9 protein-coding genes are annotated in these 12121 nt (G+C 61.1%); 1 reads left to right on the top strand and 8 read right to left on the bottom strand.

What is annotated here, in order from left to right; translation table 11 throughout:
- The first annotated feature begins 37 nt into the window (after positions 1-37).
- A complete protein-coding gene (locus PSH80_RS15515; protein WP_029293329.1) occupies positions 38-1780 on the top strand; it encodes an ABC transporter substrate-binding protein in 1743 nt (580 codons plus the stop codon).
- A gap of 233 nt (positions 1781-2013) precedes the next feature.
- Here PSH80_RS15515 and nuoN read toward each other — a convergent pair whose 3' ends face one another.
- Genes nuoN through nuoG form a run of 8 tightly spaced genes read right to left on the bottom strand, consistent with a single transcriptional unit; the run spans position 2014 to position 12009 of the window.
- The gene (nuoN, locus tag PSH80_RS15510; protein ID WP_200659675.1) at positions 2014-3477 is read right to left on the bottom strand and encodes an NADH-quinone oxidoreductase subunit NuoN; all 1464 of its coding nucleotides are present in this window, start codon (positions 3475-3477) and stop codon (positions 2014-2016) included.
- A 7-nt stretch (positions 3478-3484) separates the two neighbouring features.
- Positions 3485-5017 (bottom strand): NADH-quinone oxidoreductase subunit M, encoded by a 1533-nt coding sequence (nuoM, locus tag PSH80_RS15505; RefSeq protein ID WP_057445263.1) that lies wholly within the window; start codon positions 5015-5017, stop codon positions 3485-3487.
- Positions 5018-5056: 39 nt separating this feature from the next.
- Positions 5057-6910, bottom strand: coding sequence for an NADH-quinone oxidoreductase subunit L (gene nuoL, locus PSH80_RS15500; protein WP_029293339.1), 1854 nt, complete (start codon positions 6908-6910; stop codon positions 5057-5059).
- Positions 6907-7215 carry an NADH-quinone oxidoreductase subunit NuoK gene (gene nuoK, locus PSH80_RS15495; RefSeq protein WP_003174727.1) on the bottom strand — a complete coding sequence of 103 codons (309 nt, stop codon included), beginning with the start codon at positions 7213-7215 and terminating at the stop codon, positions 6907-6909. The genes nuoL and nuoK overlap by 4 nt, the downstream gene beginning before the upstream one ends.
- Before the next feature lie 2 nt (positions 7216-7217).
- A complete protein-coding gene (gene nuoJ, locus PSH80_RS15490) occupies positions 7218-7721 on the bottom strand; it encodes an NADH-quinone oxidoreductase subunit J (protein ID WP_017476146.1) in 504 nt (167 codons plus the stop codon).
- Positions 7722-7730: 9 nt separating this feature from the next.
- Positions 7731-8279: an NADH-quinone oxidoreductase subunit NuoI gene (gene nuoI, locus PSH80_RS15485; protein WP_003174725.1), complete on the bottom strand. Its 549-nt coding sequence runs from the start codon at positions 8277-8279 to the stop codon at positions 7731-7733.
- 11 nt (positions 8280-8290) lie between these two features.
- Positions 8291-9298, bottom strand: coding sequence for an NADH-quinone oxidoreductase subunit NuoH (nuoH, locus tag PSH80_RS15480; protein ID WP_198799369.1), 1008 nt, complete (start codon positions 9296-9298; stop codon positions 8291-8293).
- On the bottom strand, positions 9295-12009 hold the full coding sequence (nuoG, locus tag PSH80_RS15475) for an NADH-quinone oxidoreductase subunit NuoG (protein ID WP_128593589.1): 2715 nt from the start codon (positions 12007-12009) through the stop codon (positions 9295-9297). Before nuoG ends, nuoH begins: the two co-directional genes overlap by 4 nt.
- Between the last annotated feature and the right edge of the window lie 112 nt (positions 12010-12121).

Raw genomic sequence — 12121 nt, 5'->3', positions numbered from 1 at the left:
CACAGGCATCCCTTTTGATCCCAACCAGGAGGTCTCTATGTTCGATAAAAACAATAAGCTGCGACATAGCATTTCATTGGCCGCTGTCTTGGCCCTCAGTGGCCTGAGTGCTGCGGCCTGGGCTGATGCCTATGAAGATGCCGCGAAAAAATGGATTGGCAGCGAGTTCAAACCGTCCACCCTCACCGAAGCCCAGCAACTTGAAGAGTTGAAGTGGTTTATCAAGGCCGCCGAGCCGTTTCGTGGGATGAAGATCAATGTGGTGTCGGAAACCCTTACCACCCACGAGTACGAATCCAAGGTGCTGGCCAAGGCATTTAGTGAAATCACCGGGATCAAGCTGACCCACGACCTACTGCAGGAAGGCGATGTGGTGGAAAAACTGCAGACCCAGATGCAGTCGGACAAGAATATCTATGACGGCTGGGTCAACGATTCCGACCTGATCGGTACGCACTTTCGCTATGGCAAGACCGAATCCATCACCGACCTGATGGCCAATGAAGGCAAGGACTTCACCTCGCCGACCCTGGACCTCAAGGACTTTATCGGCATCTCCTTTACCACTGCGCCGGATGGCAAGATCTACCAGTTGCCCGACCAGCAATTTGCCAACTTGTACTGGTTCCGCGCCGACTGGTTCGAGCGGGCCGATCTCAAGGCCAAGTTCAAGGAAAAGTACGGCTATGAGTTGGGCGTCCCGGTGAACTGGTCGGCCTATGAAGATATCGCCAAGTTCTTCAGCGAAGACGTCAAGGAAATCGACGGCAAGCGCGTGTATGGCCATATGGACTACGGCAAGAAGGATCCGTCCCTGGGCTGGCGCTTTACCGATGCCTGGTTCTCCATGGCTGGGGGCGGCGACAAGGGCCTGCCCAACGGCTTGCCGGTGGACGAGTGGGGCATTCGGGTCGAGGACTGCCACCCGGTGGGTTCCAGCGTGACCCGTGGCGGCGATACCAACGGCCCGGCCGCCGTGTTTGCCACGCAGAAATATGTCGACTGGATGCGCGCCTATGCGCCACCGGAAGCGGCGGGCATGACCTTCTCCGAGTCCGGGCCGGTACCGTCCCAGGGCAACATCGCGCAGCAGATTTTCTGGTACACCGCCTTTACCGCCGATATGACCAAGCCGGGTCTGCCGGTGATGAACGCCGATGGCACGCCGAAGTGGCGCATGGCACCGTCACCACGCGGTCCGTATTGGGAGGAGGGTATGAAGCTGGGGTATCAGGACGTGGGCTCCTGGACCTTCCTCAAATCCACGCCTGAGAAGCAAAAACTGGCAGCCTGGCTGTATGCGCAGTTCGTCACCTCGAAAACCGTGTCCTTGAAGAAGACCATCGTCGGCCTGACGCCAATCCGCGAATCGGACATCAACTCCCAGGCCATGACTGACCTGGCACCGAAACTCGGCGGCCTGGTGGAGTTCTATCGCAGCCCGGCGCGGGTGCAATGGACGCCGACCGGCACCAACGTGCCGGATTATCCGCGCCTGGCGCAATTGTGGTGGAGCCATATCTCGGAAGCCGCCAGCGGCGAGAAAACCCCACAACAGGCGCTGGATGGCCTGGCCAAAGATCAGGACGCCATCATGACGCGCCTGGAGCGCTCCAAGGTGCAGCCGATCTGCGGGCCGAAGATGAACCCTGAGCGCGATGCCCAGTACTGGTTCGACCAGCCGGGTGCACCGAAGCCGAAACTGGCGAACGAAAAGCCCAAGGGTGAAACCGTGAACTATGCCGACTTGCTCAAGTCGTGGGAGGCGGCGCGTAAGTGAGGTAGGGCAGATAGCACAACGGCACCGTGAGGTGCCGTTTTTTGTGGTGTCGCTGCTACCGCCATCGCGGGCAAGCCCGCTCCCACATTGATCCGGTTTCATCATGAGAACACGGTCATGTGTGGGAGCGGGCTTGCCCGCGATGGCGACAGCGGTGGCACCGCATATCTCCCCCCAGAAACGCAAAACGGCACCCAAGGGTGCCGTTCTGTTTACTGCTTGAGCCTAAGCGATCAACCCGCCATCACCGCATGCTGCACCAGGGTGAGCAACGGTTGTGGGTAGACACCCAGGAAGAACGCCAGCAGGGCAATGGCCAGCAGCATCACGCCACCGGCTTTTTGCTCCCAGTGCAGCTCGGCGTCCACACGGCGCAGGTTTGGCTCGATCAGGTACAGGGTAACCATCACGCGCAGGTAGTAGAACACGCCGATGGCGCTGCCCATTACCAGGGAGGCTACCAGCCACCATTCGTGGGCTTCAACACCGGTCGCGACGATGTAGAACTTGCCGATAAAGCCGGCGGTCAGCGGGATACCGGCCAGGGACAGCATCATCACGGTCAGCACGGCGGTCAGGTACGGACGGCGCCAGAACAGGCCGCGGTATTCGTACAGGGCGTCGGCGTCCCGACCTTTGTAAGGCGAGGACATCAGGGTGATGACGCCGAACGCGCCGAGGCTGGTGATCACGTAGGTGACCAGGTACACGCCGATGGCTTCCACGGCCAGGCCTTTGCTCGCCACCAGGGCGATCAGCAGGTAGCCGAAGTGGGCGATGGACGAGTAACCCAGCAGACGCTTGAGGTTGTTCTGGGTCAGGGCCAGCAGGTTACCGAACAGGATCGACGCAATGGCGATCACGGTCAGCACGTCGCTCAGTACGCCGGTGTTGGCGGCAGGGGAGATCTGGAACAGACGCACCATCACCGCAAACACTGCAACCTTGGACGCGGTAGCCAGGAACGCGGCTACCGGCGCCGGGGCGCCTTCGTACACGTCCGGGGTCCACAGGTGGAACGGTACCAGCGACAGCTTGAACGCCAGGCCGATCAGCATCATGGCCAGGCCCAGTTGGGCAAGCGGCGCAGGCATGCTGGTGGTGGCCAGTGCGTGGCCGATACCGCTGAAGCTCAGGCTACCGGCTTCGGCGTAGAGCAGGGCCATACCGAACAACAGGAACGCGGAACCGGCGGCCGACAGCACCATGTACTTGATGCCGGCTTCCAGGGAGCGCTTGTTGAAGAAGGCGTAGGCCACCAGGCCGTAGGTCGGGATCGACAGCAGTTCCAGGCCGATGAACAAACCGGCCAGGTGCTGCGCGCTGACCAGCACGATACCGCCGGCCGCAGCCAGCAGGATCAGCAGGTACAGCTCTTCGCGGTTGCCCGGGTAGCCGGTGCCGCCTTCGCCGAGGTAAGCGTGGGCGAGGGTGACGCAGGCCAGTGTCGCAACCAGGATCAACGCGGTGTACAGCAGCGCGAAGTCATCGATCATCACCAGCGGGGTCACCGCCAGTGGGGCGACCTTGAGGGCCGGGATAATCGACAGCAAGGCCAGGTTAAGGCCTGCGGTAGACAGCAGGAACGTCTGTGAGTGATTGCGGCGCCAGGCGATTGCCAGCATCACCACCACAATGGTGAGGCTGGTAATCAGCAGCGGCGCAAGCGCGATAAAGTGTTGGATCGTGAATTCCATAGCGCTCTTACCGGGCCGAAGCGAGTTGAGTGAAGGCGGTGCTCAACCACTGCTGCACGCCATGCATCGTGGCGGCAGAGGTGTCGAGGAACGGTTGCGGATACACGCCGATATACACCAGCAATGCCGCAAGGCCGAGCACCATGATCAGTTCGCGAGCATCCATCCCTTTGAGGACAGCGTCCGACTTGGTCGGGCCGAAGTAGGCGCGGTGGATCATGATCAGCGAGTAGACCGAACCGAACACCAGGCCGGAGGTGGCAATCGCGGTGATCCACGGCGCACTGACGAAGCTGCCCATCAGGATCAGGAACTCGCCGACAAAGTTACCGGTGCCCGGCAAGCCCAGGGAGGCGGCGGCAAAGAACAGGCTGATCGCCGGCAGGTAGGCGATACGCGACCAGATGCCGCCCATTTCACGCATGTCACGGGTGTGCAGGCGCTCGTACAGTTGGCCACTGAGGATAAACAGTGCGGCTGCCGAAACACCGTGAGCCAGCATCTGGATCACCGCGCCTTGCAACGCCAGCTGGCTGCCGGAGTAGATGCCGATCAGTACGAAACCCATGTGGGAAACGGACGAGAAGGCAATCAGACGCTTGATGTCGGTTTGTGCGAAGGCCAGGAACGCGCCGTAGAAGATCCCGATCAGACCCAGGGTCATGGCAATCGGCGCGAACTCGGCCGAAGCATTCGGGAACAGCGGCAGGGCGAAACGCAGCAGGCCGTAGGCCGCCGTCTTCAACAGGATACCGGCCAGGTCCACGGAACCTGCGGTGGGTGCCTGGGCGTGAGCGTCAGGCAACCAGGAGTGGAACGGTACCACTGGCAGCTTCACCGCGAAGGCGATGAAGAAACCGAGCATGAGAATGTACTCGGTGGTCATCGACATCTTGGTTTTCAACAGGTCGGCGTAGTTGAAGGTAATCACGCCGGTGTTGTTGAAGTTGACCAGGACCAGGCCCAGGATCGCCACCAACATGATCAGGCCGGAAGCCTGGGTGAAGATGAAGAACTTGGTCGCCGCGTAGATCCGGGTTTTCTTGCCGTCCGAAGAACTGTGACCCCAGAGCGCGATGAGGAAGTACATCGGCACCAGCATCATTTCCCAGAAGAAGAAGAACATGAACAGGTCCAGCGCAAGGAACACGCCGACAACGCCGCCCAGGATCCACATCAGGTTCAGGTGGAAGAAGCCCACGTGACGCTCGATTTCTTTCCAGGAGCAGAGTACCGAGAGGATACCCAGCAGGCCGGTCAGCAGGATCATCAACAGCGACAGGCCATCGAGGGCCAGGTGCACGTTGATGCCGAAGCGTTCGATCCAGACGTGCTTGAATTCAAGCGCGAAGGTTGGATCGACACCCGGTGCCGGAGCAAATGAATAGTCGCCATGGGCCCACAGCCAGAGGCCGAGTGCGAGTTCCAGGGACATGGTCAGCAACGCAATCCAGCGGGGCAGGGTAGCGCCGAAGCGCTCGCCCATCCAGCAGAGCAGGCCGCCGATAAAAGGGATCAGGATTAGCCAGGGCAGAATCATGACGGGCTCGTTTCCTTTCGCAAGTTCGCAAAGTTCATATCAGACCGCTACCACTACGATGGCGCCGATCACCAGCACGGCACCGGCCGCCATGGAAGCTGCATACCAACGCAATTGGCCGGTCTCGGTGCGGCTCAGGGCGGTGTGACCGGCCTTGGCGGCACGCGGGATCAAACCAATGGTCTGGTCGAGCGGGTCTTTGCGCAGTACATGGCTGATCGCAAGGTAAGGCTTGACGAACAGTTTGTCGTAGATCCAGTCGAAGCCCCAGGCAGCGAACCACCAGGCCGAAAGGAAGCGGCCAATGCCACTGTTGGCCACGGCAGTGACGAAGCGACGCTTGCCGAGGAACAACATGGCCGCCAGCAGGATACCGGCGATGGCGATGGCGCCCGAGGCGATTTCCAGGCTGTGCTTGGCGTCGCCGCCGGCATGCCCGACGCTTTGTGGCAGTACGCCAGCCAGTGGCGGGGTGATCATGGCGCCGACGAAGGTCGACAGGATGATCAGCACCGACAGTGGCAGCCAGTGGGAAATGCCGTGACCTGCGTGGGCTTCGGTCTTGGCTTCACCGTGGAACGTGATGAAGATCAGGCGGAAGGTGTACAGCGAGGTCATGAATGCGCCAACCAGACCGGCGTACAGCAGGCCTTGGTTACCGCTGGCAAAGGCTTCCCAGAGGATTTCGTCTTTGGAGTAGAAACCTGCGGTCACCAGTGGCAGGGCTGCAAGCGCCGCGCCGCCGACGATGAAGCTGGCGTAGGCCAACGGCAGTTTCTTCCACAGGCCGCCCATCTTGAAGATGTTCTGCTCGTGGTGGCAGGCAACGATCACCGCACCGGACGCGAGGAACAGCAGGGCCTTGAAGAAGGCGTGGGTCATCAGGTGGAAGATCGCGCCGTCCCAGGCGCCGACGCCCAGGGCCAGGAACATGTAGCCGATCTGGCTCATGGTCGAGTAAGCGAGGATCCGCTTGATGTCGGTCTGCACCAGCGCGGCGAAGCCGGCCAGCACCAGGGTCACGCCACCCACCAGGCCCACCAGGTGCAGGATTTCCGGCGCCAGGGTGAACAGGCCGTGGGTACGGGCGATCAGGTAGACACCGGCGGTCACCATGGTGGCGGCGTGGATCAGTGCCGAAACCGGGGTAGGACCGGCCATGGCGTCTGCCAGCCAGGTTTGCAGTGGCAGTTGTGCCGACTTACCGACAGCGCCGCCCAGCAGCATCAGGGTCGCCAGGGTGATCCAGAAGTCGCCGACCTGGAATTTCTGCGGTGCCAGCACCAGCAGTTCCTGGATATTCAGCGTGCCCACCTGTTGGAACAGGATGAACAGGCCGATGGCCATGAACACGTCGCCGATCCGGGTCACGACAAACGCCTTGAGTGCCGCGTTACCGTTGTTGCGGTTGCTGTAGTAGAAACCGATCAACAGGTACGAGCACAGGCCCACGCCTTCCCAGCCGAAGTACAGGAACAACAGGTTATCGCCCAGCACCAGGAACAGCATGCTGGCGATAAACAGGTTGGTGTAGGCGAAGAAGCGCGAGTAACCGGCCTCACCGCGCATGTACCAGGACGCGAACAGGTGGATCAGGAAGCCCACGCCCACCACCACGCCGAGCATGGTGATCGACAGGCCGTCGACGTAGAGGGCGAAGTCAGGCTTGAAGCCTTCGACCGCCATCCACTGCCACAGCACCAGGGTGTAGTGACCCGCTTCTGGTGGCGCAACGTTGAATTGCCAGATGACGTAGGCGGCGACAATCGCCGACAGGCCAATGGAACCCACGCCGACCAGGGCCGAGAGGTTTTCCGACCAGCGTCCACGGGAGAACGACAGCAGCAGGAAACCGATCAGGGGAAATACGAAAGTCAGAAAGATCATGTTCATCCGCGCATCTCACTGGCAGCGTCGATATCAAGCGTGTGGAAGCGACGATACAGTTGCAGCAGGATCGCCAGGCCAATACTGGCCTCGGCGGCTGCCAGGCTGATCACCAGGATGAACATCACTTGCCCATCCGGCTGGCCCCAACGCGCACCCGCCACGATGAAGGCCAGTGCAGCAGCGTTCATCATGATTTCCAGGCTCATCAACACGAACAGAATGTTACGGCGAACCATCAGGCCGACCAGGCCAAGGCAGAACAGGATGCCGGCGACCGCCAGACCATGCTCCAAAGGGATAGCAGGCATCGTCATTGCTCCTTGGCTTCGTTGCGGCCCAAGTGGAAGGCAGTGATGGCTGCAGCGAGCAGCAGCATCGAAGCCAGTTCGACCACCAGCAGGTACGGGCCGAACAGGCTGATGCCCACGGCCTTGGCGTCTACGGTGGTGTGGCCGATGGCCTGGCCGCTCTGGTGAGCGAACAGTACATACAGCAGTTCAGCCAGCAGCAGCGCCGCCAGGATCACCGGGCCAAGCCAGATGCCGGGCTTGAGCCAGACGCGCTCCTGGGCGACCGAAGCCGGCCCCAGGTTGAGCATCATCACCACAAACACGAAAAGCACCATGATGGCGCCAGCGTAGGCGATCACTTCCAGGACACCGGCAAACGGTGCGCCGAGGCTGAAAAAGGTCATGGCCACGGCGATCAGCGAAATGATCAGGTAGAGCAGGGCGTGCACGGGGTTGGTGTTGGTGATCACGCGAAGCGTGGACACCACTGCAATACCCGATGCGAAATAGAAAGCGAATTCCATCTTTCTTCCTTAAGGCAGCAAGCTCTTCACGTTGATCGGCTCGGCTTCGTTTTGTGCGGCGCCCTTGGGCTTACCGGCAACGGCCATACCTGCAACACGATAGAAGTTGTAATCAGGGTTTTTACCGGGACCAGAGATCAACAGATCTTCTTTCTCGTACACCAGGTCCTGACGTTTGAACTCGGCCATCTCGAAATCCGGTGTCAGCTGGATTGCGGTGGTCGGGCAAGCTTCCTCGCAGAGGCCGCAGAAAATGCAGCGCGAGAAGTTGATGCGGAAGAAGTCCGGGTACCAGCGACCGTCTTCGGTTTCAGCTTTCTGCAGGGAGATACAGCCAACCGGGCACGCCACGGCGCACAGGTTGCAGGCTACGCAACGCTCTTCGCCATCAGGGTCGCGGGTCAGTACGATACGGCCGCGATAACGCGGCGGCAGGTACACCGCTTCTTCCGGGTATTGCAGGGTGTCGCGTTTGCGAAAGCCATGGCCGAAAACCATCACCAGGCTTCGCAACTGGGTACCGGTACCCTTAACGATGTCGCCAATATATTTGAACATGGGTCAAATCCTCACTGAACCGCGCCCGCTGGCGTGTTCAACAACACAACGGCAGCAGTCACCAGCAAATTGATCAGGGTCAGCGGCAGGCAGAAGCGCCAGCTGAAATCCATCACCTGGTCGTATCGTGGACGCGGAATGGAAGCGCGCAGCAGGATAAACAACATGATGAAGAACGCGGTCTTGAGGAAGAACCAGAAGAACGCCAACTGCGGCAGGATGCCGAACGGACCGTGCCAGCCGCCGAAGAACAGCGTGACCAGCAGGGCCGAGATCAAGATGATGCCGATGTACTCACCGACGAAGAACATGCCCCATTTCATGCCGGCATATTCAATGTGGTAACCGTCGGCCAGTTCCTGTTCCGCTTCGGGCTGGTCGAAAGGGTGACGGTGAGTCACGGCCACGCCAGCGATGAAGAAGGTACAGAAGCCGAAGAACTGCGGAATGATGAACCACAGGTTCTGTGCCTGGTACTCGACGATGTCGCGCATGTTGAACGAGCCCACCTGCACCACGATGCCCATCAGCGCCAGGCCCATGAACACTTCGTAGGACACAGTCTGGGCCGAGGCCCGCAAGCTGCCCAGCAGGGCGAACTTGTTGTTACTGGCCCAGCCGGCGAACAGCACCGCGTAGACCGACAGACCGGCCATGGCGAAGAAGAACAGCAAGCCGATGTTCAGGTCCGCCACGCCCCAGGTCGGGGTGATCGGGATGATCGCGAAGGCGATCAGCAAGGCGCTCATGGCCACGACCGGTGCCAGGGTGAAGATCACCTTGTCGGCAAACGGCGGGGTCCAGTCTTCCTTGAAGAACATTTTCAGCATGTCGGCAGCGATCTGGAACATACCAAATGGGCCAACGCGGTTCGGACCGTAACGGTCCTGCCACCAGCCCAGCAGGCGACGTTCGACGAAGCTGAGCAGGGCGCCCGCGACGACCACGGCCAACAGGATCACGATGGCCTTGACGACCGAGATGATCACGTCGATCACTTCAGGGGTGAACCAGATCATTGCGCTGCCTCCTGCAGACCGTCAACGGTTTGGCCAAAGATCGCAGGAGGAATCCCGGCGAGGCCTTTTGGCAGTGCAACCAGGCCAGCACCCAGCTCGTCGTTGATGCGCAGCGGCAGACGCAGGGTCTGGCCGGCTACGTTCACGCTGAGCAGGGCACCGTCGTTGACGCCCAGGCGATCGGCTTCGGACTTGGCCACGGACACGTAGGCTTGTGGAATGCGCTCTTGCACCGGTGCGGCTTTGGAAGAGGTCTCTTCGCTGCCGAACAGGTGGAAGAACGGCACAACCTGCCAGGTGCCCTGGGCCGGGTTGAACGGACGCGGTACTGCAGCGAACCAGTTCAGCGAATCGCCGGTGCTTTCGATCAGGCGGGTGCCTGGGTCGCCAGCGCGGATATGACCACCGACTTCGTCCTGGAACTTGTTCCAGGCCTGCGGCGAGTTCCAGCCCGGCGACCAGGCAAATGGCACCTGCTGACGGGGCTCGACCGAACCCGAGTAGCCTTCCATGGAGAAGGCGAACGCGGTGTCGTTGTCTTGCGGGGTACGCGGTTCGTGCACGCTGATATCAGCGCGCATGGCGGTACGCCCGGAGTAACGCAGCGGTTCACGGGCCAGCTTCATGCCCTTGATGCGGAACGCGGCGGACGGTGCGGCATCGACGATACGCGCCAACTGCGGTGCGCTCGCGGCGACGGCTGCGGTGACGTGGTCGAGCTGGGTCCAGTCGATCGGCTGGTTCAGCAGGGTTGCGCGCAGGGCATGCAGCCAGCGCCAGCCTTCGTGAACCAGGATGCTGGCGTCCATGTACTTTGGATCGAACACCTGGAAGAAGCGCTGGGCGCGGCCTTCCTGGCTGACCAGGGTCCCGTCGCCTTCGGCGAAGGTGGCGGCTGGCAGCACCAGGTGGGCGCGGTCGCTGGTGGCGGTCTTCTGGTGATCGGCGACGATCAGCACTTTGGCAGCATTCAGCGCGGCATCGACCTTGGTCGCATCGGTGCGGGTGTACAGGTCGTTTTCCAGTACCACGATGGCGTCCGCAGTGCCGTCGATCACGGCTTGCAGGGCACTGTCCAGGGACTCGCCACCGAGCATGGCCAGGCCAAGGCTGTTGGCTTCCGGCACGACCAGGCTGATGGAGCCGTTCTTCTCGCGCAGCTTCAAGGCTTTGGCGATGTTGGCGGCGGCCTCGATCAGCGCCTTGGAACCCAGCGAGGTACCGGCAATGATCAGTGGACGCTTGGCCGCCAGCAGGGCATCGGCGATGCGCTGGGCCAGGGCTGCAGCTTCTGCGTCCAGGCCTTCGACGGCAGGGGCGCTGGCGTCGAGGGCGTGGGCCACGGCGAAACCGATGCGAGCCAGGTCGTCGGGCGCTGCGTGTACGCATTCTTCGGCGATATCGTCGAGCTTGGTTTCAGCCAGGCTGGCGATAAACAGCGGGTTCAGCGCGTGCTGGCCGATGTTTTTCACCGCGGCGTCGAGCCACGGCTGGACGCGCATGGCGTCGGCCATTTCTTCGGCCTTGCCTTTGACCGACTGGCGCAGCGACAGGGCGATACGTGCGGCGGTCTGGGTCAGGTCTTCACCGAGCACGAAAGTCGCGTCGTGGTCTTCGATGTCGCGCATGTTCGGTACTGGCAGCGGGCTGTCATTGAGCACTTGCAGGACCAGGCGAATGCGCTCCAGCTCACCGGCTTCGATACCGCTGTAGAAGTGCTCGGCGCCTACCAGCTCGCGCAACGCGTAGTTGCTTTCGAGGCTGGCGCGTGGCGAACCGATACCCACGATGTTGCGCCCGCGCAGCAGGTCAGCGGCTTTATCCAGCGCCGCGTCCAGGCTCAGCTTGGCGCCATCGGCCAGCAATGGCTGGCGAGGGCGGTCTTCGCGGTTGACGTAGCCATAGCCGAAACGGCCACGGTCGCACAGGAAGTACTGGTTGACCGAACCGTTGAAGCGGTTTTCGATGCGACGCAGTTCGCCATAGCGCTCGCCCGGGGAGATGTTGCAACCGCTGGAGCAGCCATGGCAGATGCTCGGCGAGAACTGCATGTCCCACTTGCGGTTGTAGCGCTCGGAGTGGGTCTTGTCGGTAAACACACCGGTCGGGCAGACCTCGGTGAGGTTGCCGGAGAACTCGCTTTCGAGCACGCCGTCTTCAACGCGACCGAAGTACACGTTGTCGTGGGCGCCGAATACGCCCAGGTCGGTGCCGCCGGCGTAGTCTTTATAGAAGCGCACACAGCGATAGCAGGCGATGCAGCGGTTCATTTCGTGGGAAATGAACGGGCCGAGGTCCTGGTTCTGGTGGGTACGCTTGGTGAAGCGATAACGGCGCTCGTTGTGGCCGGTCATCACCGTCATATCTTGCAGGTGGCAGTGACCGCCTTCCTCACAGACCGGGCAGTCGTGGGGGTGGTTGGTCATCAGCCATTCGACAACGCTGGCGCGGAACGCCTTGGATTCATCATCGTCGATGGAAATCCAGGTGTTGTCGGTGGCCGGCGTCATGCAGGACATAACGATACGACCACGGGTGTCGTTTTCGTCGGTGTACTGCTTGACCGCACACTGGCGACAGGCACCGACGCTACCAAGCGCGGGGTGCCAGCAGAAATAAGGGATGTCGAGGCCTAGTGACAGACACGCCTGTAACAGGTTGTCCGCCCCATCGACTTCGAGCGCTTTGCCGTCTACGTGGATAGTGGCCATGGTTCAAAGTTCTTCGTTGGCCCGTTGTCAGCGGGCGTGGCTAATGGAATCTTGTTATTCATGTGCATCAACACAGCCTTCAAGGCGTCAGCACATGACAAGGCGAAGGGCA

Source organism: Pseudomonas sp. FP818, assembly GCF_030687335.1.
In the GTDB taxonomy this organism is placed as follows: Bacteria; Pseudomonadota; Gammaproteobacteria; order Pseudomonadales; family Pseudomonadaceae; genus Aquipseudomonas; species Aquipseudomonas shahriarae.
Note: the sequence above shows the minus strand (reverse complement) of the source record. Positions and strands in the feature narration are given on the sequence as shown.

Excerpts from the sequence above, each read along its gene's own strand:
- nuoG (WP_128593589.1), bottom strand. The coding sequence starts at position 12,009 with ATGGCCACTATCCACGTAGACGGCAAAGCGCTCGAAGTCGATGGGGCG.
- nuoK (WP_003174727.1), bottom strand. The coding sequence starts at position 7,215 with ATGCCTGCTATCCCTTTGGAGCATGGTCTGGCGGTCGCCGGCATCCTG.
- nuoM (WP_057445263.1), bottom strand. The coding sequence starts at position 5,017 with ATGATTCTGCCCTGGCTAATCCTGATCCCTTTTATCGGCGGCCTGCTC.
- nuoJ (WP_017476146.1), bottom strand. The coding sequence starts at position 7,721 with ATGGAATTCGCTTTCTATTTCGCATCGGGTATTGCAGTGGTGTCCACG.
- nuoN (WP_200659675.1), bottom strand. The coding sequence starts at position 3,477 with ATGGAATTCACGATCCAACACTTTATCGCGCTTGCGCCGCTGCTGATT.
- nuoL (WP_029293339.1), bottom strand. The coding sequence starts at position 6,910 with ATGAACATGATCTTTCTGACTTTCGTATTTCCCCTGATCGGTTTCCTG.
- PSH80_RS15515 (WP_029293329.1), top strand. The coding sequence starts at position 38 with ATGTTCGATAAAAACAATAAGCTGCGACATAGCATTTCATTGGCCGCT.
- nuoH (WP_198799369.1), bottom strand. The coding sequence starts at position 9,298 with ATGATCTGGTTCACCCCTGAAGTGATCGACGTGATCATCTCGGTCGTC.
- nuoI (WP_003174725.1), bottom strand. The coding sequence starts at position 8,279 with ATGTTCAAATATATTGGCGACATCGTTAAGGGTACCGGTACCCAGTTG.